The following is a 25,297-nucleotide window of genomic DNA, read 5'->3' as shown; positions in this document are numbered from 1 at the left end:
TTGCTAATTCCGAGGTTTGTCGACTAATCCCGCCACTTATTTGTGAATTCGTACCAATAAAACTGCAACGCTCACTCCCGGGAAAAGCATACACCTACTTAAAATATAGTTGTTAAGTAGTAATTTGCAAGGAGATAAGAGGCGTAGCCGTCGCAGCGGCTCATTTCTGCCGTTTTCGGCGCGCCAGGTCGGCCGTGGGCGCCACCAGCGCCCGGTAAAGTTCGCCGGTTGCTCTATCCCACTGATCGACCGCCCGTTGTTGGCGATCCACAGTGACCATGTCGCCGCGCGCGATCGGACCGCTGAGCGCGGCGGCGGCGCCGAGCCGGAAAACATTGGCCATCGACTCGGTGGCCAACGGCTGCGCCATCTGGCGCGCCACCGTTTCCGGAATGCCGGCCGCCATGTAGGCGCGCAAGGCGGCGTCCAGCACCGTCACCAGGTAGTTGCTGGCGAAGACGGCGGCGGCGTGATACACGGTCTTGGCCGAGGCGTCGATCGCCACCGGCTGCGCGCCGATCGCCTGCAGGGCAGGCGTCAGCACGGCCAGCGCGGCGGCGTCGCCCTCGATGCCGCAGAAGGTGCCTGAAAATTGGGCAGCCACCGCCGCCGGATCGGCGAAGCTGCGGATCGGATGGACGCTGGCGACCAGCGCGCCCGCATCGCGCGCGGCCTGCAACTGGCCGGACGCCAGCGCGCCGCTGCAATGGAACACGATGCTGCCTTGCAGCGGCGTCGCCTGCGCCAGCGCGGCACAGGCGCCGGCGATCTGGTCGTCGCCGACGGCCAGCACATGGATGTCGGCCGGCCGCAATTGGTCGTAGCGCTCCACCGGCGCACCGCTGCCAATGAAATCTACGGCGGCCTGCGCCGAGGCGGCGGAACGCGTCAGCACCTGCTGCACCAGGAAACCACCCTGTGTCGCCAGCAAACGTCCCAACACGCGGCCGACATGGCCGGCGCCGATCAGGTTGAGGGTCGCCATCAGAAACCGGAGCCCGGCTGTTGCAAGAACGCCTGCTCCTCCGGCGTCGACGCGCGGCCAAGGATGGCGTTACGGTGCGGGAAACGGCCGAAGCGGCGTATCACCTCGCGATGGCGCTCGGCGAAATCGAGCATGCCGGCGATGGCCTGGCTGGTGGCCGGCGGCGTCGTATCGCGTCCGGCGTCCGCCATGCGGGTGTACAGGGCCACGGCCTGCTCCTGCATCGCCATATCCTCGGCGTGCTCAAACGGCAGGTAAACAAAAGCGCGCTGCAAGGGCGGCAGCGTCAGGTCCTGCTGCGCCTCGACCATATTAAGCGCCGCCTGCAAGGCTTGCGGGTCGCCGGCGAAGGCCAGCGGCGTGCCGCGGTGGACGTTGCGGCAAAACTGGTCCAGCACCAGGATGCGCGCCAACGCGGACTGCGGGCCTTCCTCGTCCCACGCATGCAGGCCGACGGCCAGCGCCTGCTCGATCAGCGGGCCGAATCGACTGCCGATCTCGCGGTCGAAATCGTCGTTCTTCTGGAACCACTCGCGGCGCGTTGCGTCGGCGGCCTGCCCTGGGGCGGGCTGGAACCAGAAATCGAATACTGCCCTGGCTTGTTCGTTCATGCTCATGTTCGTGTTTTAGTTACGTGCGTGCGACAGTTGGAAACTGTGGATACCGTCGAATTGCGCCAGCTCGGCCGACAGCACCGACATCGGCGCGCCGCTACGCTTGCTCAGCGCGATGGCGACGAAGCGCCATTCCTGCATGCCGCCGTCGCTGCCTATCATCAGCGAGCCGCCGGCGATTTCATAGCCGCGTTGAAGCGCCATCGCGCGCAGCGCCGGCTCTTGCGGCAGATAGCCGGCCTTGAAGCGCATGGTGATCGCGATCGCATGCCGGGACGGCAGCCAGGCTTCCAGCTTACTCAAAAAGATCATCGAGCCGGCGCACAGCACCGCCAGCCCCATCGCGCCGAGATAGAAGCCGATACCGACCATCACGCCAATCACCGACGAGGCCCAGATCGAGGCCGCCGTCGTCAGGCCGCTGATATTAAAGCCTTCGCGCATGATGACGCCGGCGCCGAGGAAGCCAATGCCGGTGACGATGCCTTGCACGATGCGGGTCGGATCGGAGGTCAGGACGGTGTGGCCAGCTTGGCCGCCGAACCAGTCGCCTGGATAGCCGCCGATCACCGTCAGCGCGGCGGACGCCATGCATACCAATCCGTAAGTGCGCATGCCGGCGGCGCGGCCGTGATACGAACGCTCGTAGCCGACCATCAGGCCTAACAACAGCGCACCGACCAGATTCAGCAGAATCACGCCATTGATGGCGATTTCGTGGGCGGACCAGTAGGCAAACAGGTATTCAATCGGTGGCATGCGTGGTCTCTTTCAGTGGTGACGCTACGGTGTTTTTTTAACGAGCTGTTTTTCGAACGCGACATCGAGCTTGCTGACGCGCCGGGGCGGCCCCGGCGAAATGCCGTTGACGAAGGCGACGAAATCGTCGAGCTCCAGCGGCGCGCACAGTGGCGGCTGGCCGGCGCCCTCGGTCAGGAAGAAGTGGCCGCTGCCGGTGCGCGACATCGAATACTTGGGATTACCACTACGAACCTTGAGACGGTCGACGGCCGTCGTGGCCCGGGTTGCGCGGCCGCTCATAGCGCCTCCGTGCGGGTTTCCAGCCAGGCCAGCGCGGCGCCCGACAGCAGCGGGCGCAAACGCTGGCGCACCGTGGCGTGATAGTCGTTCAGCCAACGTTTCTCGTCGTCGCGCAGCAGCGAGGGCTCGATGCAGCGGGTGTCGATCGGGCACAGGGTCAGCGTCTCGAAATCGAGGAATTCGCCGAACTCGGTCTGTCCCGCAGGACGGTTCAGCACCAGGTTTTCAATCCGGATGCCCCACTTGCCGGGCCGGTACAGGCCCGGTTCTATCGATGTAATCATGCCTGGCTCCATGGCGGTGTGCGGCTCCGGCATCGCCGATTGCGAAATCGACTGCGGGCCTTCGTGCACGTTGAGGAAGTAGCCGACGCCGTGGCCGGTGCCGTGGCCGAAGTCCATGCCTTCGGCCCACAGCGGCGCGCGGGCGATGGCGTCGAGCATCGGCGATTTGGTCCCGCGCGGGAAGCGCGCCGAGGACAGGGCGATCACGCCCTTGAGCACCAGCGTGAAATCGCGCCGGTGCTCGCCCGTGATGGCGCCCACGCCGACCACGCGGGTGATGTCGGTGGTGCCGCCCAAATACTGGCCGCCGGAGTCGATCAGCAGCAGCCCGTCGCCTTCGATGACGGAATGGTGGGCCTCGGTGGCGCGGTAATGCATGATCGCGCCGTTGGAGCGGAAGCCGGCGATGGTGGAGAAGCTGGGGCTGACGAAGCCCGGCCGGCGTGCGCGTGCGGCCGTGATTTCACGGTCGATCGCCAGTTCGGTCAGCGCTGGGCGCTGCGGATCGGCCAGCGTTTGCTCCAGCCAGGTGAAGAATTCGCACAGGGCGGCGCCGTCCTGCTCCATGGTGGCGCGCACATGCGCCGCATCGGCCTCGCTTTTCTTCGATTTGGCGAAGGTGGTCGGGTTGATCGCCTCGATCACCTGGACCGTGGCCGGTATCCACTGGCGCGTGCCGTAGGTCAGGCGGCGCGGATCGATCAGCAAGGTACTGTCGGCAGGCAGTTCGGCCAGCGCGGCGGCGGCCGATTGGTAGGACGCGACATCGACGCCATCCTCCGCCAAGATGGCGCGCAGCGCCGGCGAAACCTTGCCGTCGGCGACGAACAAGGTGGCGCGGGCCGGCCCGATCAGCGCGTGCGACAGGAAAATCGGGTTGTAATTGACGTCGGCGCCGCGCAGGTTGAACAGGTAGGCGATATCGTCCAGCGTCGAGATCAGGTGGTTTTGCGCGCCCAACTGCTGCATCGTCGTGCGCAAATTGACAAGTTTTTCAGCGCGGGTTTGGGACGCGAACGGCGGCAGATGCTCGTACACCGGTGCGGCCGGCAGCGCGGGGCGGCCGGTCCAGACTTGATCCAGCAGATCGAAATCGGTGCGCAACGTGACATTTTTCGCGCGCAGCGCCGTTTCCAGCAGCCGGGCAATGGACAGGCCGAGCACCGCGCCGTCGACCGCAGCCGTCTGGCCGGGCGTCAGGGTCGCGGCCAGCCAGTCGACATATTGCACGCTGGCGCCGGAGGTTAGTTTCATCAGCGCAATACCAGTACCGGCCAATTGCTGCTCGGCCTGGGTCCAGTAACGGGCATCGGTCCAGATGCCGGCAAACTCCGGCGTGATAATAAAAGTGCCGACCGAGCCGGTGAAACCCGACAACCACTCTCTGCCCTGCCAGCGGGCCGGCAGGTATTCGGACAAATGGGGATCGGCGGAAGGCACGATCAGGGCGTCGATTTGTTGTTGGCGCATCGCAGCGCGCAACAACGCCAGGCGCTCGACGAAGTGGGAGATATCTGGAATATGCATGGCTGAGGTCAATTTCCGTTGCGCCGCCGATGCGGCATGGCTTGTCGCCATGATACCGCGATTGCCGAAGGTACAGGTTTAGAACTTTGATTTTCCGTCCCACAGACGGCGAATCAAAAGGTTTTAATCGCTCTGCCTGTTTCGCAATACACGGAAAATCCGTGATGCCAATTTATCTGCGTGTGCGACAACTGACATGCGGCCGACCATGGCGAACCTGGAAAAAAAAACAGCTTCCGCGAAAGCGGGAAGCCATGCCGAATATCCCACGTCCCGATGTTTGGATTCCCGCTTTCGCGGCGATCCGTCGATGCGGAGAACGCTTTACTTTGGCGAAATCATCCTGAATCTATTTTCGACAGCGGAATATAAGCGACCAGCTGCGCTGAAAAATACGATGGGGTGGCTTCGCCAGAATTAACCGGAATTTATAACGAACGAAGAAGCTTACCTGTCGCAATGATACTTGCGGAACTGGTTGAAATATCAACCGGACGCCGCATATCAATAATAAAAAAAATCGTTGCTTGTATTCAATTTAATATAGCCGCCCCGATGAAACAACGTGGCGTCCATAACTCTTGGCTATCCCATTATGAAAACCTTCTTCGCAGATTTTCTACTGCCTTTGCGCCACGCGCCGCCGCAGCGAGCCAGGGCTTAACGGCCGCGCTGCGGCGGACAAAAGCTGGAATTTGGCACAAACACGCCAATAATTAGCATGAACAAGGGGCGTAAGTGCGCCTTTCGGTGCTCAAGGGCACAGCCGGATCAGGGTTGCGATGAGTGTTCCCCCCAAGAGCTTGAGGTTCCGCGAAGTCAGGCCTCGTAGCGGCGCAGGCCTTCGAGATCGAGTATGCGGATGCCGCCGTAATCAAGACTTAATAAGCCTTGTTTCTCAAGCAGCTGCAACGCCTGATTGGCGCGTTGGCGTGAGGCGCCGGATAGCAGGCCCAATTCCTCCTGCGATATCTGCACCAGTTTCTCCAATCCCGGATAAAGATGGGAATTAAACATGGAAACCAGGCAGCGCGCCACGCGGGTATCCGGATTTAATAAGCGGTCATTTTCCACCATGCCAATAAACTGTCCCAGCCGCTCATTCAACTGCATCAATAAAAACCGCGTGAATGGCAAACTGGTATCGAGCAACCAGTGAAAAGTCGACATCGGCATACGGGCGATACGGCTATCGCGCAATGCCATCGCGTCGTATTTCAGTATCTCCCGCTTTAATACCGAACCCTCGCCAAACCAGCCGCCGGGTGGTACGCCGGTAAATGACACGCTTTTACCGGCCGCCGAGAAATTCGTCATCTTGACCATGCCTTCCATAATCCCCAGCCAATGCTCGACCATTTCTCCCTTGCGGCAAACATAACCGCCCTTTGGAACAAAAGTTTCAAAGGTCTCGGACTCCACACGCGCCATTTGTTCAGGCGTCAGACCCTGGGCCCAGATCGCGGTGCGCAGTGATTCCTTGAGGGTAATTTGATGTCGATTAGGCATTATTGCAACGCAATATGGAAAGTTCGGTCAAATGTCGCCGAAAAGACAACCTGACTGTCAGCGGCACGCTAATATCATCACATAAAAAGGCTGCCGTATCAGAAGTTTAACAAGTACGAGCAAACAGCAACAGGAGACACTGGTGCATACACAGAACGAGACGTTCCCGCGCTGGCTGCTGACCCATGGTCAGCTCCGCCCAGGGAAACCCGCATTCCGGGAAAAATACCTGGGCATCTGGCAAAGCTGGACCTGGACCCAGGTCAACGACGAAGTCCGGGCGCTGGCCTGCGGCTTGGCCGCCATCGGCTTCCAGCGCGGCATGAACCTGGCCATCATCGGCGACAACCGCCCCCGCCTCTACTGGTCGATGCTGGCCGCGCAATGCCTGGGCGGCGTGCCGGTGCCGCTATACCAGGACGCCCCGGCCGCCGACATGGCCTACGTGCTGGAAAACGCCGAAATCCGCTACGCCATCGTCGAAGACCAGGAACAGGTCGACAAGTTGACGGAATTGCAAAGCCTGTACCCGCACATCGAACACGTGGCCTACGACGATGAGCGCGGCATGCGCCACTACCGCCAGCAAGGCCTGCTCTCCTTCGCCCGCCTGCAGGAACTGGGCCGGGACTGGGACAAGGCCAATCCCGGCATGTTCGACGCCGCCGTCAAAGCCGGCAAGGGCAGCGACAACGCCATCATCCTGTACACCTCCGGCACCACCGGCAAGCCGAAAGGCGTGTGCCAGACCCACAGCGCGCTGATCGCGGCCGGCACCGGCGGCGTCGGTTTCGAGCATCTGACCGACGAGGAAGACATCCTGTCCTACCTGCCGATGGCCTGGGTGGGCGATTGCCTGTTCTCGTTCGCGCAGGCGATGACGGCCGGCTTCACCGTCAACTGCCCCGAATCCGGCGACACCGTCATGACCGACATGCGGGAAATCGGCCCTACTTATTACTTCGCCCCGCCGCGCGTGTTCGAGAACATGCTGACGACCGTGATGATACGGATGGAGGACGCCGGCGCCATCAAGCGCCGCATGTTCCATCACTTCATGGCGGTGGCGCGCCGCAGCGGCGCCGCCATCCTGGACGGCAAGCCGGTGCCGCTGTCGGACCGCCTGGCCTACGCGGTCGGCAAGGTGCTGGTCTACGGCCCGCTGAAAAACGTGCTGGGACTGTCGCGCGTGCGGGTCGCCTACACGGCCGGCGCCGCAATCGGCCCGGACCTGTTCCGCTTCTACCGCTCCATTGGCGTCAATCTGAAGCAGTTCTACGGCTCCACCGAAACCTGCGCTTATATATGTCTGCAGCCGGACGGCCAGATCAAGTTCGACAGCGTCGGCCTGCCGGCGCCCGGCGTCGAAGTCAAATTGGCGGACAACGGCGAGGTCTTGGTCAGGTCGCCAACATTGATGGACTGTTACTACAAGCGCCCCGACGCCACCAGCGAAGCGATCGACGCCGAAGGCTACTTCCACACCGGCGACGCCGGCCTGTTCGACCACGAAGGCCACCTGAAGATCATCGACCGCGCGGCGGACGTGGGCAAGATGAACGGCGGCGCCATCTTCGCGCCCAACTATGTGGAGAACAAACTCAAGTTCTTCCCCTTCATCAAAGAGGCGGTGGTGTTCGGCGACCGGCGCGACGAGGTCTGCGCCTTCATCAATATCGACATGGAAGCCGTGGGCAACTGGGCCGAACGGCGCAGCATCGCCTATTCCGGCTACACCGACCTGGCCGCGCACCCGCAGGTGTATGGCCTGGTGCGCGACTGCATCGAGCAGGTCAACGCCGACCTGGCGGCCGAGCCGATGATGAGCGACACCCAGATCCACCGCTACCTGGTGCTGCACAAGGAGCTCGATCCCGACGACGATGAGCTGACCCGCACCCGCAAGGTGCGCCGCAAGTTCATCGCCGAGAAGTATGCGGTGCTGATCGAGGCGCTCTACAACGGCAAACAGTCGCAGTACATCGAAACGCAGGTCAAGTTCGAGGATGGACGCAGCGGGCTGGTGGCGGCGGACCTGAAGATCGAGTCCTGCAAGACTTTCCCTGCCATCCAGGCGGCGGCCTAGGTCGGAATGGAGGAAACGACCATGCAAATGAACGAACCAGACACCCACTTCGGTGCGGATGCAGACCCCGGCCGCCGGAAAATCGGCCCGGTGATCCTCGACCTGAAAAACATCTCGCTGTCGTTCGGCGGCGTGAAGGCGCTGACCGACATCTCCTTCGACGTCAAGCAGCACGAAATCCGCGCCATCATCGGCCCGAACGGCGCCGGCAAAAGCTCGATGCTCAACGTGATCAACGGCGTGTACCGCCCGCAGCAGGGGGAGATCATCTACCGCGGCGAACACCGCAAGAACATGGACTGCCACGCGGCCGCCAAATCCGGCATCGCCCGCACCTTCCAGAATATCGCGCTGTTCAAGGGCATGACGGTCCTCGACAACATCATGACCGGCCGTAACCTGAAGATGAAATCGAACTTCCTGATGCAGGCCCTGTACTGGGGCCCGGCGCGGCGCGAGGAGATCGCCCACCGCGTCAAGGCGGAGGAGATTATCGACTTCCTGGAGATCCAGGCGATCCGCAAGACGCCGGTGGGCCGCCTGCCCTACGGCCTGCAAAAGCGCGTGGAGCTGGGCCGGGCGCTGGCCGCCGAGCCGGAGATCCTGCTGCTCGATGAACCCATGGCCGGCATGAACGTCGAAGAGAAACAGGACATGTGCCGCTTCATCCTCGACGTCAACGACCAATTCGGCACCACCATCGTGCTGATCGAGCATGACATGGGCGTGGTGATGGACATCTCGGACCGCGTGGTGGTGCTCGACTACGGCAAGAAAATCGGCGACGGCACGCCCGACGACATCCGCTGCAACCAGGACGTGATCAATGCCTACCTTGGAAAGGCCTGCGAATGAACGTGAATTTTTTCTTTGAGGTGCTGATCGGCGGCCTGCTGTCCGGCGTGATGTACGCGCTGGTGGCGATCGGCTTTGTGCTGATCTACAAGGCCTCCGGCGTGTTCAACTTCGCCCAGGGCGCGATGGTGTTCTTCGCCGCGCTGACCTGCGTCGGCATCGTCGACAAATTCGGCGTGTCGCTGTGGGTGGCGATCCCGCTGACCATCGTCATCATGATCCTGCTCGGCATCGCCATCGAGCGCGTGGTGCTGCGGCCGCTGGTGAACCAGCCGGAGATCACGCTGTTCATGGCCACCATCGGCCTGGCCTTCTTCATCGAAGGACTGGCGCAATTGATGTGGGGTTCGCAGGTGCACAAGCTGGACTTGCCGATCGAGGACGTGCCGTCCGAATACCTGATGAACAAATTTAACATCCTGGTCTCGCAGTTCGACATCATGGCGGCCGCCGTCTGCGGCCTGCTGGTGACCGCGCTGGCACTGCTGTTCTCCAAGACCAAAGTGGGCCGCGCACTGCGCGCGGTGGCGGACGATCACCAGGCCGCGCTGGCCGTCGGCATTCCGCTGCAGCGCATCTGGGCGGTGCTGTGGGCGGTGGCCGGGCTGGTCGCGCTGGTGGCCGGCCTGCTGTGGGGCGCCCGCAATGGCGTGCAGTTCGCGCTGACCTTCGTGGCGCTGAAGGCGCTGCCGGTGCTGATCCTGGGCGGCTTCACGTCGATGCCGGGCGCGATCGTCGGCGGCCTGATTATCGGCGCCTCCGAAAAAATGGCCGAGGTGTATATCGGCCCGCTGGTCGGCGGCGGCATCGAAGGCTGGTTCCCGTATGTGCTGGCGCTGTTGTTCCTGCTGGTGCGGCCGGAAGGCCTGTTCGGCGAAAAAATCATCCGCAGAATCTGAGAGAGTAAAGGTAAAAACGATGCTCTACCGCGAAGCAGGACAATTTAAAACCAGCTATCAGGCCGACAGCCAGATCTTCCCCATCCTGCAGGACCGCATCGCGCTGTTCGCATTGCTGGCCGTGGCGATCGTGGTGGTGCCGCTGTTCGCGTCGCCGTACGCCTTGTCGGCGATCCTGATCCCCTTCCTGATTTTCTCGCTGGCCGCGCTGGGGTTGAACATCCTGACCGGCTACGCGGGCCAGCTGTCGCTGGGCACGGCGGCCTTCATGGCGGTCGGGGCCTTCGCCTCGTATAACTTCCTGGCGCGGCTGCCAGGCCTGCCGGTGCTGCTGGCCTTTGTGCTGGGCGGCTTGAGCGCGGCGATGGTCGGCATCGCCTTCGGCTTGCCGTCGCTGCGGATACGCGGCTTCTACCTGGCCGCCTCCACGCTGGCCACGCAGTTCTTCGTGGTGTGGTGCCTGACCAAGATCCCCTACCTGACCAACTACAGCAGCTCCGGCGTGATCACCGCGCAGAAGATCGCCATCCTCGGCTACCAGTTCGACACGCCGAGCCGCAAATACCTGCTGGTCCTGGGCGTGGTGGCCGTGATGGCACTGCTGGCCAAGAACATGATCCGCTCCAACGTGGGCCGCTCGTGGATGGCGGTGCGCGACATGGACGTGGCGGCCGAGGTGATCGGCTTTCGCCTGATGCGCACCAAGCTGCTGGCCTTCGCCGTCAGCTCCTTCTACTGCGGCGTGGCCGGCGCGTTGTACGCCTATGCCTACCTCGGCACGGTGGAGCCGGAAGCCTACAACCTCGACCTGTCGTTCCGTATCCTGTTCATGGTGATCATCGGCGGCGTCGGTTCGGTGCTCGGCTCCTTCCTGGGCGCGGCGTTCATCGTGCTGCTGCCGGTGTTCCTGAATATTTTCGCGCACAGCCTGGCGCTGCCGACCAGCGTGGCGTCCAACCTGGAGCTGATGGTGTTCGGCGCCCTGATCATATTTTTCCTGATCGTGGAGCCGCACGGTCTGGCGCGTTTATGGCAAATCGGTAAAGAGAAACTGCGTCTGTGGCCATTCCCGCACTGAGCACATACAAAACAATAACCTGGAGGAGTAGACAATGAAGCGCATCGCATCCCTGGTACTTGGACTCACACTGGCATCATCCATTCCGGCATGGGCGCAACCCGCCGCCGCGGACCAATACGTCGCCCTGCCCTCGTATCGCGTAGGCCCTTATGCGGCGGGCGGTTCCGGCTTCTACGGCGGCATCATCGACTACTTCAACCTGGTCAACCTGGCGGGCGGCGTCAACGGCGTCAAGATCTCGTGGGAAGAATGCGAAACCGAATACAACCCTTCGCGCGGCGTCGAATGCTACGAACGCCTGAAGACCAAGAACGGTGGCGCCACCTTGGTCGAACCGCTGTCCACCGGCGTCGCCTACGGCGTGCTCGATCGCCTGCCGACCGACAAAATTCCGATGACGATGATCGGCTACGGCCGCTCGGACGCCGCCAACGGCAAGGTCTTCCCCTACGTATTCCCGCTGATTACCAGCTACTGGAACCAGGCCGCCGCGATGATCAAATACCTCGGCGACAAAGACGGCGGCATGGACAAACTGAAAGGCAAGAAGATCGCCTATCTGTACCACGACTCGGCGTTTGGCAAGGAACCCTTGCCGGTGCTGGAGGCCTTGTCCAAGCAGTACGGCTTCGACCTGATCAAAATTCCCGTCACACCGCCGGGCACCGAGCAGCAATCGCAGTGGCTGCAAATCCGCCAGGCCAATCCGGACCACGTGATCCTGTGGGGCTGGGGTGCGATGAACGCGGTCGCCATCAAGACCGCTCAACGCAACGGCATCCCGCGCGAGAAAATGCTGGGCGTGTGGTGGGCCGGCTCCGAAGAAGACACCGTGCCGGCCGGCGACGCCGCCAAAGGCTACAGCGCGATGACCTTCAACACGCCGGGCAACTACCCGGTGATGGACGAGATCCACAAAAAACTCTACGACGCCGGCAAGGGCAACCTGGCCGACCGCAGCCGCATCGGTTCCGTGTACCACATGCGCGGCGTCAGCGCGGCCATCCTGTGGGTGGAAGCGATGCGCACCGCGCAGGATAAATTCGGCAAGGGCAAACCGGTCACCGGCGAGCAAATGCGCTGGGGCCTGGAGCACCTGAACGTCGACGAAGCGCGCCAGAAAGCCATCGGCGCCTTCGGCATGCTGCCGGTGGTGAAGACCAGCTGCGACGACCATGAAGGCTCGGGCGCGGTCAAGGTCCAGCAATGGGACGGCAAGAAGTGGAACGCCATCACGCCGAACTGGATCGTCGGCGACAAGGCATTGACCCGCAAGCTGCTGGAGGAAAGCTCCGCAGCCTACGCGGCCGAGAAAAAACTCACCCCAGCCTGCGCAAAATGATGACAGCCGCCAGCACCGCCTCCAGCACGACGGCCGCTCCGGCGGCAGCGCCCTACCTGTCCGTAAACAACGTGGAAGTGATCTACGACCACGTGATCCTGGTACTCAAGGGCGTGTCCCTGCAGGTCCCGCAGGGGAAGATCGTGGCCCTGCTGGGCGCCAACGGCGCCGGCAAGTCGACCACGCTGAAAACCATCTCCACGCTGCTGCGCGGCGAGCGGGGCGACGTCACCAAGGGCGAAGTCCAGTTCAAGGGCGAACGCATCGACCAGCTGACGCCCAATGAACTGGTGCGGCGCGGCCTGTCGCAGGTGATGGAGGGGCGCCACTGCTTCGGCCACCTGACCATCGAAGAGAACCTGCTCACCGGCGCCTACACCCGCAGCGCATCGCGGGCGGAGCTGAAGGAATCGCTGGAGAAGGTCTACCACTACTTCCCGCGCCTGCGCGAGCGGCGCGGCAGCCAGGCCGGCTACACCTCCGGCGGCGAGCAGCAGATGTGCGCCATCGGCCGCGCGCTGATGGCCAAGCCGTCGATGATCCTGCTGGACGAGCCGTCGATGGGCATCGCGCCGCAGATCGTCGACGAGATCTTCGGCATCGTCAAGGACTTGAACAGCAAGGAGAACGTCTCCTTCCTGCTGGCAGAGCAGAACACCAGCATCGCGCTGCGCTACGCGGACTTCGGCTACATCCTGGAGAACGGCCGCGTGGTGATGGAAGGCGCGGCCTCCGAACTGGCCAGCAACGAAGACGTCAAGGAGTTCTACCTCGGCGTTTCGGGCGCCGGTCGCAAGAGCTTCCGCGACATGAAGTTTTACCGCCGCCGCAAACGCTGGCTGGCCTGAGGAACAAAGGACAACACCGCATGAATATCAAGCAGGCCAAGGCCTTGTGCCGCACCTTCCCCGGCGCGACCGAGGATACCAAGTGGGGCGCGGATCTCGTGTTCTCCGTCGGGACGAAAATGTTCGCCGTCACTGAGTTGGACGACAAGGCCAAGGGCATCAGCTTCAAGGTGGACGACGACCGCTTCCTGGAACTGACCGACCGTCCCGGCATCATCCCCGCGCCCTACCTGGCGCGGGCGAAGTGGGTGCGTGTCGACGATTTAAAAAACCTCAGCGACGCCGAAGCCAAAGAACTGCTGACGCGCTCTTATGAACTGGTGTTCGGCAAACTGACCAAGAAGCTGCAACGCGAAATACAAGGATAAACAATCATGGCCGATACCTACGACAGTCTGGAAACGCGCTCGCCCGAACAACGCGAACGCGAACTGATGTCACGCCTGCCGCAGCTGGTGGCGCGCGCCAAGGCCGCCGCCGGCTGGTCGCGCATCCTGCACGACGTCAACGCCACCGACATCAACAGCCGCGCCGCGCTGGCGACGCTGCCGGTGACGCGCAAGTCCGAGCTGCACGCCTTGCAGAAACAGCAGGCGCCGTTCGGCGGGCTCAATACCACCCCGGTCGGCCAGCTGTCGCGCGTGTTCATGTCGCCCGGCCCGATCTTCGATCCAGAGGGACGCGGCCAGGACTGGTGGCGTTTCGCGCGGCCGATGTATGCGGCCGGCGTGCGTCCCGGCGGCCTGCTGCAGAACTGTTTCTCCTACCACTTCACGCCGGCGGCTTTCATGGTCGAAGGCGGCGCCGCGCGCATCGGCTGCGCCGTGATACCGGCCGGCGCCGGCCAGACCGAGATGCAGGTGCAGGCCATCAGCCACTTGCGGCCCGATACCTACATCGGCACGCCGTCCTTCCTGAAGATCATCATCGAAAAGGCGAAGGAACTGGGCGCGGACGTCAGCAGCATCCAGAAGGCCTTGATGTCCGCCGAGGCGCTGCCTGAATCGCTGCGCAGCTGGTTCATCGGGCACGGCGTACCGCACGTGCTGCAATGCTATGCCTCGGCAGATATCGGCAGCATCGCCTATGAAACGCAGAGCGGCGGCGTTCGCGATCCCGGCATGGTGCTGGACGAGGACCTGATACTGGAAATCGTCCGCCCCGGCACCGGCGATCCCGTGCCGGATGGCGAAATCGGCGAAGTGGTCGTCACCCTCTTCAATCCTGACTACCCGCTGATCCGCTTCGCCACCGGCGACCTGTCGGCGATCCTGACCGACGTGCCGCCCTCGCCATGCGGCCGCACCAACACCCGCATCAAAGGCTGGATGGGCCGCGCCGACCAGACCACCAAGGTGCGCGCGATGTTCGTGCATCCGTCGCAGGTGCACGACGTCACCCGCCGCCATCCGGAAATCGTCAAGGCGCGGCTGGTGGTGTCCGGCCACATGGCGCAGGACGTGATGACGCTGCACTGCGAAGTGGCCGATCCGTCCAGCGCCTCCAGCGCCGTCGCCATCACCGAATCGATACGCGACCTGACCAAATTACGGGGTGAAGTGCGGTTTGCCACCATCGGCAGCCTGCCCAACGACGGCAAGGTGATCGACGACGTGCGCGATTACACCTAAGCTGCGCGTAGTTGTGGTGGAAAACCAACGGCATGCGGCGGGACGGGATATGGCGGATAATAGCGAACTTACCCCCTGTTTTTAGAAGCCGACGAAGATCATGCAAGACTTCCACCACACCCGCGCCCGCGCCCTGCTCGAGAACGCGGAAGAACTGTTCAGCAAGGCAGACGTCGACCAAGCCGTCACCGCGATGGCCGACACCCTCAACGCCCGCTTCGACCGACCGGACAGCGAATCCTTCCCGCTGGTGCTGGGCGTGATGGGCGGCGCCGTGGTCTTCACTGGCAACCTGCTGCCGCAACTGACCTTCCCGCTCGAATTCGACTACATCCACGTCAGCCGCTACGGCGACGACGACAAGGGCGGACAGGTGGTCTGGAAAGTGGTGCCGCGTTCGAACGTGGCCGGCCGCGTGGTCATCGTGCTGGACGATATCCTGGACGAGGGCGAAACGCTGGCTCACGTCAAACAGCGCCTGCTGGACATGGGTGCGTCCGAGGTGGTGCTGGCCGTCTTCGCCGACAAGGCGATCGGCAAGGCCAAGCCGTGCAAGGCCGACATCGTCGGCATCACCATCCCCAACCGCTTCGTGGTGGGTTTCGGCATGGACGCCTATGGCTACTGGCGCAACCTGCCAGGCCTGTGGGCCATCCAGACCGAGAACTAAGCCTTACGGCCGCAGGCCGTAAGCGTCGACGAATTTGCGGACGCCGTCAGGGTGTTCGCGCTTCCACGCCTCGAACTCGGGGCGCCAGGACTCCTTGTACTGCAACAGCATCAACGCGGTTTCCAGCTGGCCGGCCTTGGCCAGCATGCGCATGGTCTTCAGGTTCGGATCGGTGACTTCGCCGACGCCGTTGGCGGCCAGTTCGTCGGCCACCTGCATCGCGCCCTGCCATGACGCCAGTTCGATGGCGAAGGGCTGGTCGGCTACCTTGTCTTCGCGGTTCTTGCCACGGATATTCGCCTCCTTCATGGCGAGCATCAGCCATACCGCGCCGTCGGGGCTTTTTTGCGCGGCCGGGCCACCGAACGCTTCGTTCAGATTGACGGTGAACTTGCCGGTCGCCGGGTCCATCATCGTGCTGGCCTTGCGCTTCATTTGCAGCGCCGTCAGCGGGGTGCCGCTGGCCGCGCGCAGGGACGCCAGCTTGTCCCAATTGGGTCGCTGGCTGGGCTGCGCGGCGATGCCACTCAACAGCGCAGATTCGGCAGCCGCCCGTTTGCCCTGATGGGCCAGCGCATCGGACAGGAAACGCCACGCCTGGCCGTTCAATGGCTCCAGCACAGCGGCCTTGCGGAACCAGGCTTCCGCTTCCGGCATATTCTTCTGCACGTAAAAGGTATCGCCGATATACACCAGCACCGACGAATACCGCGGGTCCAGCTTGGCCGCCTGTTCGTATTTGGCGCGCGCCTCTTCCAGCTTGTGACCTTGGTACAGCACCTCGCCTTCCTGCGTCAGCTTCCAGGCTTCGGGCGTCGGCACGTGCAGCGGAGACTCCTTGTCGTCCAACAGTGAGCGCAGCACCTCCTGCGCCAGCGGGTCCTGGGCATCCAGGCCCAATGCCTGGCGCGCCGCGCCTTCCGATTGCTGCCGCAGCTTGGCCGCGTTGTCGCCGCTGGCATTCAACGAGGCCATTAACAACACATGGGCGATGTGCGATAGCGGCGTCGATGCCGCCGGATCGGCTTTCATCGCTGCTGAAAATTTGTTCAACGCGTCCTGGTACTTGCCCTGCGCAGCCAGCACCGAGCCGTCCTGCACCAGCGGCTGGGCTGCCTCGTTGGGCTGGACTGTGGCATAGGCATGGGTGCCGACCAGCGCCAGCAACAACGTCAAAATGCGAATTTTTTTCATCGGGCGAGCTTCACTAATTGATAAGATTGGAATTAGTATAATTGCTTTCGCCCTCGGAAAATGGCAGCATCGACGGAATGTACAATTTGATACTTTCGTGGCTCTTTCTTCTGGCGATAGGCCAGGCCTTCCTGATGACGGCGACGCTGCTCAGCGTGCGCCAACCGGAGATGCGCACCGCCAACCGGCTGTTGTCCGCGCTGCTGCTGGTGTTCGCGGCCATCATCGGCCATAACTGGCTGGGCCTCAACCACCTCTATCAGCAGTATCCGCACAGCGCGCTGGCCATCGTCACCCTGGGGCTGGCGGTCGGACCGCTGCAATATCTCTACCTGCACGCGATGCTGTCGGACCAGCCTTTGGGCCGGCGCGCGCTGCTGCACTTCGTGCCCTTCGCCGTCGCCACGCTGGCGATGACACCGTTCTACCTGCGCTCGGCCGAAGAGAAGCTGGCGTGGATGCATCAATGGCATGGCTGGCCGTGGTACCTGAGCGTGGCGGGACTGGCCAAGCTGGCCATCCTGCTGACCTACATCCGCGCCACCTACCGGCTGGTGGGCCGGGTGCCCGCCGATTCCGACCTGGTGCGCGACCTGCGGCGCCTGATGGGGATGTGGCTGGTGAGCGCGGCGCTGAGCATCGTCGCGCTGGCGATGGCGGTGCTGGATGTGGAGTGGCCGCTGTCCACCGACGCGATGGACGGCATTTCGCTGATGCTGTTCGTGTTCGCGACCGCGTTCACGGCAATGCGGCTGCCGCTGGGTTATCGTCCGCGCGCGCTGCCGCCGCCCAAACAACGCTACGCCAGCAAGCAGTTATCCACCGCCGACCGCGATGCCTTCCTCGCGCGCCTGAACGCCTGCATGGAACAGGAGCAGCCCTACCGCCACGGCGAATTGAAGCTGGAAGACCTGGCCGCGCAGGTGGCGATGACGCCGCACGAACTGTCCCAGCTGATCAACGAGAACTGCGGCGCCAATTTCGCCGATTTCCTCAACCGCCACCGCGTGGAAGCCTTGAAACAGGCCTTGCAGGGCCCCGAGCAAGCCAGCGCCAGCATCCTCGATCTGGCGATACAGTCCGGATTTAACAGCAAAAGCGCGATGAACCGCGTATTTAAAAAGCAGACCGGCATGACGCCGGGCGAGTTCCGCGACCAGGCCAAAACACCCGCGTAGCAGGTGCCAAATCATCATTTGAGACGCAAAACGCGGTGTGCGACGGCACACTGGGCTCTTCTCAACACGGAGCTTCACATGAAAACCACCCGCATTCTGGCTAGCCTTTCCCTCCTCCTCTGCGCCCAGGCCTGGGCCGGCCAGCAGACCTGGATCACCAACGTCAAGCTGGTGTCGCCGGAAAAGCTGGACCGCATCGAGACCGGCAGTGTGCTGATCGAGGACGAACGCATCGTCCGCGTCGAACGCGGCGCCGGCAAAAAAGCCCCGGCCGGCGCCCGCCGCATCGACGGCAAAGGCCAGTACCTGACGCCCGGCCTGATCGACTCGCACGTGCACCTGTTCTCGGTCCCCGGCATGAGCTTCGAGCAGGCCGACCAGAAGAAGACCATGGCCGCCGAATACTTCGCGCAGATGCCGCGCTCCTTCCTCTACTATGGCTACACCACGGTGATCGACCTGGCCGCCGGCAGCCGCGAATTCATCGACCGCGTAAAGGCCACGCCGTTGCACCCGGACGTCTACGACTGCGGCGCGCCGCTGGTATTCGCCAACGGCTACCCCTCGTCCTACGCGCCGCCGCAGAGCCGCTTCGAGATGTTCTCCAACTTTATCTACGACCCGGCGCAGGCCGACAAGATCCCCTCCCGCTTCAAGCCGGAGGACTACACCGCCGCCAAGGGCGTGGCGCGGGTCAAGGCCGATAACGCCATCTGCGTCAAAACCCACTTCGAGCACGGCTTCGGCACCATGCACAACCTGCCGGTGATGAGCCCCGGGGTGTACGCGGATGTACGGACGGCCGCCAGCAAGGACGGCCTGGTGCTGGTCACCCACGGCAATTCGTTCGAGGCACAGACCTTCGCCGTCAACGGCGGCGTCGACGTGCTGGCGCACGGCATGTGGCACTGGGGAACGATGGACAAGGAAAGGGAACTGCCGGCCGAGATCAAGCAGCTGCTCGACCAGATCGCCGAGCGCAAGATCGGCTACCAGGCGACGATGCAGGTGCTGTATGGCCTGAACGCCTACTTCGAACCGGCCTACCTGAACCACCCGGCGCTGGCCAAGCTGCTGCCGCCGGCCATGCTGGCCTGGCTCAAGACGCCCGAAGGCCAATGGTTCAAGCAGGAGCTGGCGGAAGATGAAACCGATGCGGCGGTGTTGAAGGGCATGGAAGCGCCGCTGCGCCGCCAGCAGCAGGTGGTAGCCTACCTGGCCAGCAAGGACGCCAACTTCGTGTTCGGCACTGATACGCCGTCGTCGCCGACCTACGGCAACATCCCCGGCCTGAACGGCTACCTGGAGATGCAGGACCTGCACCAGGCCGGCCTGTCGCTGGCGCAGCTGTTCAAGGCGGCCACCATCAACAACGCCCGCACCTTCAGGATCGATGCGCAGGTGGGCACCATCGAAGCGGGCAAGGTCGCGAACCTGGTGCTGATGAAGATGTCGCCGCTGGCCGATATCCGCGCCTATGACAGCATCGACACCGTCTGGGTACGCGGCAAACAGGCTGCTCGCGGCAGCCTGTCGGTCAAACAGTAATTACAGCGCCAGGCGTGCGCGCGCGGCGTCGTATTCCTGCTTCAGGCGCGCCACCATGTCGGCGGTGGTTGGCACGTCGTCCATCAGGCCCACGCCCTGGCCTGCGCCCCAGATGTCGCGCCAAGCCTTGGCGCTGGCCGAACCGAAGTTCATTGAGCTCTTGTCGGCCTGCGGCAGCGCTTCCGGGTCCAGGCCGGCGGCGACGATGGATTTTTTCAGGTAGTTGCCGTGCACGCCGGTGAACAGGTTCGAATACACGATGTCCGCCGCAGTCGATTCCACGATCGCATTGCGATAGTCGTCGCTGACGTTCGATTCCTGCGTCGCCAGCCAGCGCGAGCCGATGTACGCGAAGTCCGCGCCCATCGCCTGAGCCGCCAGGATCGCATCGCCGGTGGCGATGGAGCCGGACAGCGCGATCGGGCCCTTGAAGAATTTGCGGATCTCGCCGACCAGCGCGAACGGCGACAAGGTGCCGGCATGGCCGCCGGCGCCGCTGGCCACCAGGATCAGGCCATCGACGCCCGCTTCCAGCGCCTTCTGGGCATGGCGGATCGAGACCACGTCGTGCAGGACGATGCCGCCGTAGCTGTGGATCGCGTCCAGCATCTCTTTCGGCGGCGCGCGCAGCGAGGAGATGATGATCGGGATCTGGTGCTTGACGCAGACTTCCACGTCATGCGCCAGGCGGTCGTTCGACTGGTGCACGATCTGGTTGACCGCGATCGGGCCGACGCGCTTGTCCGGATTGGCGGCCTGGAATTCGGCCAGCTCTTTCTGCAAATCGGTCAGCCACACGTCCAGCAGCTCGGCCGGGCGGGCGTTCAGCGCCGGGAAGGAGCCGACGATGCCGGCCTTGCACTGCGCCGCGACCAGGGCCGGGCCGCTGGCGATGAACATCGGGGATGCGATAACTGGGAGGGTAAGGTTTTGCAACGCTGCTGGCAGGGCCATGGCGAACTCGCTGTCGGTGAGTTAAGGAAAATCGATTATAGATCGAAAATAGTACGACCGTGCCGAAACTAGGCGGCTTCCTCTATATTTCCTGGCGACTACTCCTCAACTACTCATTGAGTAAGTACTCACCCTCGATACGAGCCGCAGCGGCGCGCACCAGCTGGCCGACCGCCCAGGCGCCAACCTGCTCCGGCGTCTGCTTCAGGAAGTTGGTGTTGGCCTTTTCAAACACCGGCATCGCCATCAGCAGCGGCGGCACGTCCGCCAGCGGGATGCGCTGGCGCTCCAGCAGCAGGAACTTCAGCAGCACCTTCAGCGCGTTCTGCGCGTTGCGCACCGGATCGGCCTCCAGGTACTCCAGCCGCGAACGGGCCCGCGCCAGCGCGCCGGCCACGTCGTCGAACGGCTTGCCGTGGCCGGGGATCACCAGCCGCACGTCCAGTCCTTCGATCACGTCCAGCGTGGCGCGTTCCTCGGCGAAGCCGGACTGGCCGTCGAGCTCCGGGAAGATGATGCCGAAGCCGTTTTCCCACAGCGCGTCCGCCGAAATCAGCAGCCGCTCCTGCGGGCAGTAGAAGATCAGCGAATGCGGATCGTGGCCGGGCGCGCCCAGCGCCTGCCATTCCATGTCCGCCAGTGTCAGCACGTCGCCGGGGGCGATGGTGGCGTCGAAGGTGAATCGCTCGCAGCGCTGGCCGGTGGCCTTGAAGCTGAGCGCCTCCACGTCCCAGCGCCGCACCTTGTCCGCCTCGGCCACCGGGATCGAGGTGCGGCTGCCGAAATGCGCCTGCAAGGTGGCGTTGCCACCGCAATGGTCGGAGTGCAGATGGGTGTTGACGATCTGGTCGAGATGGCGGCCGTGCAGCGCATGGCGCACCAGCGCCAGCGTTTGCGGCGCGTGGCTCAGGTAACCGGTGTCGATGATGGCCGTGTCGTGGCGGCCCAGCAGCATCACGTTGTTGGACGACAGCCAACCCCGTTCAAACACCTGAATGGTATCGGGGAGCGCGTTCATTCGTCGTCGAAGTTGATTAATTGTTCACGACGGCGGATTTCCGCCCACACGCCGCGCTTGTAGTCGTCGTCCGCCTTGGACCAGGCGATGATCTCCGGGATCGTGCGCATGCAGCCCATGCAATACAGGCGGTCGGCGTCCATTTTGCACAGGCTGACGCAGGGCGACGGCACCGGTGTGGCCAATTCCGGCGCACCGGGGGAAATTAGGTTAGCTGGTTCACTCATGCCGCCATTATGCCCGCGAACGCGCTTGACTTGGTGATTTTCAAGTCTATACTACCATCCATGTAGATGGTAACCGGATGGAGACTCATGGCAAAGCAAGAATTAAAACTGAAGACCGCTGAATCGGAAAAGATCACGATCAACCTCGGTCCTATCGACCTGGGACAAATTGACCTGTTGGTGCAGGAAGGGTTTTATTCCAACCGCACCGACTTGATACGCACAGCGATCCGCAATCAGTTGAACCAGCACGCCGACGTCGTGAAACAGACGGTGGCGCGCAAAAGCCTGGTACTCGGGATGCAGCACTATTCGCGCGCCGACCTCGAAGCCACCCAGGCGGCGGGACAGCGGCTGCAAATCCAGGTACTGGGGTTGGCCAGCATCGCCAGCGACGTTTCCGTCGAACTGGCGCTGGCGACGATTGAATCCATCTTCGTATTGGGATCGCTGCACGCCAGCGCCGTGCTCAAAACCGCACTGGCAAAACGCATCCATTAAGGGAGCATCATGAAATTACCGTTGTTTTCACACATGCGCGAAGCGGCGCAAAAACTGATGAACAGAAGCGCATCGGCCGCCATCCAGCAGGCCATGGACAGCCTGCGCGGACATCCGTCCATGCGGCCGGCCGCGCCGGCGCAACCGGCGATGCGCGACATCAATCCGCCGCCACGGCCCACCGTGGAAGCGGCGCCCGAAGTCACGGCCAAGGCAGCGCCGCCGTCCGATGGCGCCAGGCCGAATCCGGCCACGCATCCGACCGAGTTCGCGCAGGATATGCTGAACCGCATGGGCATCAAGGTCGACCTGCAAGCCAATATCGACCGCGCCATCGATGTCGGCGCCATCATGCATCCGGCGCCGGAAGTGGCCTTGCCGGACGGCGCGCAATTCATCAAGAGCAGCTACACCAACCACGCCGGCACCCGCAACTACAAGCTGTACATCCCGGCCAGCTATCACGGTCAGGCGATGCCGCTGCTGGTGATGCTGCACGGCTGCACCCAGAACCCCGACGATTTCGCCGTCGGCACGCAGATGAACCAGGTGGCGGAGGAAATGGAGTGCTTCGTGGTCTATCCGGAGCAGACCGCCAACGCCAACCAGAGCAAATGCTGGAACTGGTTCAGCGCCATCGACCAGCAGCACGGCCAGGGCGAACCGTCCATCATCGCCGGCATCACGCAGCAGATCATCGACGACTACCCTGTCAACGAACGCCAGGTGTATGTGGCCGGCCTGTCGGCGGGCGGCGCGATGGCGGTCATCGTCGGCACGCTGTACCCGGAACTGTTTGCGGCGGTGGGCGTGCATTCGGGGCTGCCGTTCGCCTCGGCGCAGGACCTGCCGTCGGCGCTGACCGCCATGAAGCGCGGCGTTGCCACGCCGCGCAAGGCCGGCGACGGCTCGCAGCCCATCATCGTCTTCCACGGCGACAGCGACAACACCGTCCATCCGCGCAATGGCGAACAGGTGATCGAACAGCTGCTGCACAGCCAGCAGGGCAAACAGTCGGTGCAATCGGGCAGCGTGCCGAATGGCCACCGCTACACGCAGACCACCCACACCAAGGCGGACGGCACGCCGATCGGCGAGCACTGGGTAGTGCACGGCGCCGGCCATGCCTGGTCCGGCGGCAACGGCAGCGGCACCTACACCGACGCCAAAGGCCCGGACGCCAGCCGCGAGATGCTGCGCTTCTTCCGCACCGTCAGCTAAGCTTTTTAACAACATTCATATTGCGACAGTAGGACAATTGTCCTACAATCTCCCGACAACTCAAGCAACGGGAGGCGTGAGCACGAATGGGTACGCGCAAGCAGATCGTGGATGCCGCGAACCGGCTGTTCTACCAGCAAGGGTATGAACGGACGTCGTTCGCGTCCATCGCCGAAGCCGTCGGTATTTCTCGCGGCAATTTCTACTATCACTTCAAGACCAAGGACGAGATCCTTGAGGCGGTCCTCCAGGCGCGCCTGGGGGACACGCGCGCCATGCTGGCCGGCTGGACCGAAGCTGCGGCCACGCCCCTGGAGCGCGTGTTCCGCTTCGTCGACATCGTGGTGACCAACCGCGGCGATATCGAACTTTACGGGTGCCCGGTCGGGACCCTGAGCAGCGAGCTCGCCAAGTTGGGCCATCCTTCGCGCGCGCAGGCCGTGGGCATCTTCGGCGTCTTCCGCGATTGGTTGGGGGAGCAGTTCAAGGAACTCGGCCACTCGGCCAACGCCGACGATCTCGCCCTGCAGGTGCTGGCGTTCAGCCAGGGAGTCGCGACGCTGTCGAACGCTTTCGGCGATCGCGATTACGTGGAGCGCGAAGTGGACCGGCTGAAGACCCGGCTCATGTCACTCGACACTTAACCAAGGAGTAACCACATGTACATCATCCTGCTTCGCTTCTCTGCCAATAAAAGCCAGGCGCCCGCGCACATGGCCGCCCATCGTGAATGGCTGCAAAAAGGAATCGACGATGGCGTATTCCTTCTGGCCGGCAGCATCCGCCCCGGACTGGGTGGCGCCATCCTGGCCGCCGGGCCGGCGCCCGAGGCGCTGCAAGCCCGCATCGACCAGGACCCGTTCGTGGTCCACGACATCGTCAAGGCCGAGATCCTCGACATAGCTCCCAACCACACCGTCCCCGGACTGGCGTTGCTGGCCGAATGACTCAACCGCTAAAACGTTCGATCTTCGCGCGGTTCTGCTCCATGTCGTGATCGGAATCCGCGTAGCGTTTGGCGATGTCGATGAAGTCCTGCTGCAGTTCCAGGAAGGCGTCGACCATGTCGGGATCGAAGTGCTGTCCCCGTCCCTCGATGATGATGGCCACCGCCGCCTCGTGCGACATGCCGGCCTTGTAGACGCGGCGGCTGATCAGCGCGTCGTACACGTCGGCCACCGCCATCAGGCGCGCGGAGATCGGGATGTTGTCGCCGCTCAGGCCTTCGGGATAGCCGCTGCCGTCCCATTTCTCCTGGTGGCCGTAGGCGATCTCCTTGGCGAACTTGAGGAAGTCCACCTCCAGACCCAGCTCGCGCTCGGCCTGGCGGATCGCGTCGCGGCCCAGCGTGGTGTGGGTTTTCATGATCTCGAACTCGTTGCCTTCGAAGCGGCCAGGCTTGAGCAGGATGCGGTCCGGGATGCCAACCTTGCCGATGTCGTGCAAGGGCGCGGACTTGAACAGCAGCTCGATGTTCTTGTCGGTCAAAAAATCGCTGAAGCGCGGATTGGTGCGCAGCTTTTCCGCCAGCGTCTTGACGTAGTGCGCGGTGCGGCGGATATGGTTGCCGGTTTCGCTGTCGCGCGTCTCGGCCAGCGAGGCCATGGTGTGGATGGTCACATCCTGCAAGGCGACGATCTCGCGCGTACGCTTTTCGATTTCGGTTTCGAGGAAGTTGTTCTGGTCGCGCAGGAAGTCGTGCACCCGCTTCATCGACAGCTGGGTCTTGATGCGCGCCTGCACGATCGGCGCGGAGATCGGCTTGGTGATGTAGTCCGCCGCACCCAGGCTCAGGCCGAGCTGCTCGTCCACCGCCTCGCTCATCGCGGTGACGAAGATGACCGGAATGTCGCGCGTGGCGGGATTGGCCTTGAGCGCCTTGCAGACATCGTAGCCACTCATCCCCGGCATCATCACGTCCAGCAGGATCAGGTCCGGCTTGGATTCGCCGTTGGCGATCTTCAGGGCGCGCTCGCCGTTGACGGCGATCTTGGTGCGGTAATCGTCTTCCAGCACGGCGCACAGCAGATCGATGTTGTCCGGGATGTCGTCGACCACGAGGATCGTAGGTTTTGCGTTCATCG

Annotated in this window: 27 protein-coding genes; 16 read left to right on the top strand and 11 right to left on the bottom strand. The window is 63.2% G+C overall.

Annotation, left to right across the window (positions count from 1 at the left end; all coding sequences use genetic code 11):
• Positions 1-160: 160 nt before the first annotated feature.
• From AC07OK_RS13495 to AC07OK_RS13475, 5 genes are read right to left on the bottom strand one after another with little or no spacing between them, the layout of a single operon-like run.
• Complete coding sequence (locus AC07OK_RS13495) at positions 161-985, bottom strand: Rossmann-like and DUF2520 domain-containing protein (protein ID WP_494690774.1); 825 nt, start codon at positions 983-985, stop codon at positions 161-163.
• Positions 985-1,602 carry a DUF924 family protein gene (locus tag AC07OK_RS13490; RefSeq protein WP_494690773.1) on the bottom strand — a complete coding sequence of 206 codons (618 nt, stop codon included), beginning with the start codon at positions 1,600-1,602 and terminating at the stop codon, positions 985-987. Before AC07OK_RS13490 ends, AC07OK_RS13495 begins: the two co-directional genes overlap by 1 nt.
• 9 nt (positions 1,603-1,611) lie before the next feature.
• On the bottom strand, positions 1,612-2,358 hold the full coding sequence (locus AC07OK_RS13485) for an MgtC/SapB family protein (RefSeq protein WP_494690772.1): 747 nt from the start codon (positions 2,356-2,358) through the stop codon (positions 1,612-1,614).
• Positions 2,359-2,382: 24 nt separating this feature from the next.
• Entirely contained in the window at positions 2,383-2,640 is a 258-nt protein-coding gene (locus AC07OK_RS13480) for a hypothetical protein (RefSeq protein WP_494690771.1), read from the bottom strand.
• Positions 2,637-4,451 (bottom strand): aminopeptidase P family protein, encoded by a 1,815-nt coding sequence (locus AC07OK_RS13475; RefSeq protein ID WP_494690770.1) that lies wholly within the window; start codon positions 4,449-4,451, stop codon positions 2,637-2,639. The genes AC07OK_RS13480 and AC07OK_RS13475 overlap by 4 nt, the downstream gene beginning before the upstream one ends.
• 208 nt (positions 4,452-4,659) lie before the next feature.
• Here AC07OK_RS13475 and AC07OK_RS13470 point away from each other — a divergent pair, with 208 nt between their 5' ends.
• A complete protein-coding gene (locus AC07OK_RS13470; RefSeq protein WP_494690769.1) occupies positions 4,660-4,872 on the top strand; it encodes a hypothetical protein in 213 nt (70 codons plus the stop codon).
• Positions 4,873-5,270: 398 nt separating this feature from the next.
• Here AC07OK_RS13470 and AC07OK_RS13465 read toward each other — a convergent pair whose 3' ends face one another.
• Complete coding sequence (locus tag AC07OK_RS13465) at positions 5,271-5,960, bottom strand: Crp/Fnr family transcriptional regulator (protein WP_217941407.1); 690 nt, start codon at positions 5,958-5,960, stop codon at positions 5,271-5,273.
• Between the two features lie 139 nt (positions 5,961-6,099).
• Here AC07OK_RS13465 and AC07OK_RS13460 point away from each other — a divergent pair, with 139 nt between their 5' ends.
• The 9 genes from AC07OK_RS13460 to AC07OK_RS13420 all read left to right on the top strand — a co-directional run bounded on the left by AC07OK_RS13460 (position 6,100) and on the right by AC07OK_RS13420 (position 15,372).
• Positions 6,100-8,046, top strand: coding sequence for an AMP-binding protein (locus AC07OK_RS13460; protein ID WP_494690823.1), 1,947 nt, complete (start codon positions 6,100-6,102; stop codon positions 8,044-8,046).
• A 21-nt stretch (positions 8,047-8,067) separates the two neighbouring features.
• A complete protein-coding gene (locus AC07OK_RS13455; RefSeq protein WP_116991432.1) occupies positions 8,068-8,901 on the top strand; it encodes an ABC transporter ATP-binding protein in 834 nt (277 codons plus the stop codon).
• 2 nt (positions 8,902-8,903) lie between these two features.
• Positions 8,904-9,800, top strand: coding sequence for a branched-chain amino acid ABC transporter permease (locus AC07OK_RS13450; protein ID WP_217941699.1), 897 nt, complete (start codon positions 8,904-8,906; stop codon positions 9,798-9,800).
• Positions 9,801-9,819: 19 nt separating this feature from the next.
• The gene (locus tag AC07OK_RS13445; protein WP_116991223.1) at positions 9,820-10,878 is read left to right on the top strand and encodes a branched-chain amino acid ABC transporter permease; all 1,059 of its coding nucleotides are present in this window, start codon (positions 9,820-9,822) and stop codon (positions 10,876-10,878) included.
• Between the two features lie 34 nt (positions 10,879-10,912).
• On the top strand, positions 10,913-12,223 hold the full coding sequence (locus tag AC07OK_RS13440; RefSeq protein ID WP_494690768.1) for an ABC transporter substrate-binding protein: 1,311 nt from the start codon (positions 10,913-10,915) through the stop codon (positions 12,221-12,223).
• Positions 12,223-13,071, top strand: coding sequence for an ABC transporter ATP-binding protein (locus AC07OK_RS13435; RefSeq protein ID WP_494690822.1), 849 nt, complete (start codon positions 12,223-12,225; stop codon positions 13,069-13,071). Before AC07OK_RS13440 ends, AC07OK_RS13435 begins: the two co-directional genes overlap by 1 nt.
• A 20-nt stretch (positions 13,072-13,091) precedes the next feature.
• Positions 13,092-13,439, top strand: a complete 348-nt coding sequence (locus AC07OK_RS13430; protein ID WP_494690767.1) for an MmcQ/YjbR family DNA-binding protein — start codon at positions 13,092-13,094, stop codon at positions 13,437-13,439.
• A gap of 6 nt (positions 13,440-13,445) precedes the next feature.
• Positions 13,446-14,702, top strand: a complete 1,257-nt coding sequence (locus AC07OK_RS13425) for a phenylacetate--CoA ligase family protein (RefSeq protein ID WP_494690766.1) — start codon at positions 13,446-13,448, stop codon at positions 14,700-14,702.
• Between the two features lie 100 nt (positions 14,703-14,802).
• On the top strand, positions 14,803-15,372 hold the full coding sequence (locus AC07OK_RS13420; RefSeq protein WP_494690765.1) for a hypoxanthine-guanine phosphoribosyltransferase: 570 nt from the start codon (positions 14,803-14,805) through the stop codon (positions 15,370-15,372).
• A 3-nt stretch (positions 15,373-15,375) separates the two neighbouring features.
• On the opposite strand, the gene AC07OK_RS13415 is transcribed toward AC07OK_RS13420, so the two are convergent.
• Entirely contained in the window at positions 15,376-16,566 is a 1,191-nt protein-coding gene (locus tag AC07OK_RS13415; protein ID WP_494690764.1) for a tetratricopeptide repeat protein, read from the bottom strand.
• A 77-nt stretch (positions 16,567-16,643) separates the two neighbouring features.
• Here AC07OK_RS13415 and AC07OK_RS13410 point away from each other — a divergent pair, with 77 nt between their 5' ends.
• Positions 16,644-17,744, top strand: coding sequence for an AraC family transcriptional regulator (locus AC07OK_RS13410; RefSeq protein WP_494690763.1), 1,101 nt, complete (start codon positions 16,644-16,646; stop codon positions 17,742-17,744).
• A gap of 78 nt (positions 17,745-17,822) precedes the next feature.
• Positions 17,823-19,292, top strand: a complete 1,470-nt coding sequence (locus AC07OK_RS13405) for an amidohydrolase family protein (protein WP_494690762.1) — start codon at positions 17,823-17,825, stop codon at positions 19,290-19,292.
• Here AC07OK_RS13405 and AC07OK_RS13400 read toward each other — a convergent pair whose 3' ends face one another.
• The 3 genes from AC07OK_RS13400 to AC07OK_RS13390 form a co-directional block, all read right to left on the bottom strand.
• Complete coding sequence (locus AC07OK_RS13400; protein ID WP_494690761.1) at positions 19,293-20,246, bottom strand: NAD(P)H-dependent flavin oxidoreductase; 954 nt, start codon at positions 20,244-20,246, stop codon at positions 19,293-19,295. It abuts the gene before it with no gap.
• A gap of 109 nt (positions 20,247-20,355) precedes the next feature.
• On the bottom strand, positions 20,356-21,264 hold the full coding sequence (locus AC07OK_RS13395; protein ID WP_494690760.1) for an MBL fold metallo-hydrolase: 909 nt from the start codon (positions 21,262-21,264) through the stop codon (positions 20,356-20,358).
• Positions 21,261-21,491, bottom strand: coding sequence for a DUF1289 domain-containing protein (locus tag AC07OK_RS13390; protein WP_494690759.1), 231 nt, complete (start codon positions 21,489-21,491; stop codon positions 21,261-21,263). Before AC07OK_RS13390 ends, AC07OK_RS13395 begins: the two co-directional genes overlap by 4 nt.
• A gap of 87 nt (positions 21,492-21,578) precedes the next feature.
• Here AC07OK_RS13390 and AC07OK_RS13385 point away from each other — a divergent pair, with 87 nt between their 5' ends.
• From AC07OK_RS13385 to AC07OK_RS13370, 4 genes are all read left to right on the top strand, one after another.
• The gene (locus tag AC07OK_RS13385) at positions 21,579-21,992 is read left to right on the top strand and encodes a CopG family transcriptional regulator (RefSeq protein ID WP_494690758.1); all 414 of its coding nucleotides are present in this window, start codon (positions 21,579-21,581) and stop codon (positions 21,990-21,992) included.
• 33 nt (positions 21,993-22,025) lie between these two features.
• Positions 22,026-23,213 (top strand): extracellular catalytic domain type 1 short-chain-length polyhydroxyalkanoate depolymerase, encoded by a 1,188-nt coding sequence (locus tag AC07OK_RS13380; protein WP_494690821.1) that lies wholly within the window; start codon positions 22,026-22,028, stop codon positions 23,211-23,213.
• Between the two features lie 86 nt (positions 23,214-23,299).
• Positions 23,300-23,857, top strand: a complete 558-nt coding sequence (locus AC07OK_RS13375) for a TetR/AcrR family transcriptional regulator (protein WP_494690757.1) — start codon at positions 23,300-23,302, stop codon at positions 23,855-23,857.
• A gap of 15 nt (positions 23,858-23,872) precedes the next feature.
• Positions 23,873-24,160, top strand: coding sequence for a YciI family protein (locus tag AC07OK_RS13370; protein ID WP_494690756.1), 288 nt, complete (start codon positions 23,873-23,875; stop codon positions 24,158-24,160).
• A gap of 1 nt (position 24,161) precedes the next feature.
• On the opposite strand, the gene AC07OK_RS13365 is transcribed toward AC07OK_RS13370, so the two are convergent.
• Complete coding sequence (locus AC07OK_RS13365) at positions 24,162-25,295, bottom strand: response regulator (RefSeq protein WP_494690755.1); 1,134 nt, start codon at positions 25,293-25,295, stop codon at positions 24,162-24,164.
• Between the last annotated feature and the right edge of the window lie 2 nt (positions 25,296-25,297).

The organism is Duganella sp. GW821-FHT07G03 (assembly GCF_059418605.1).
This window is presented reverse-complemented; position numbering and strand designations above follow the sequence as displayed.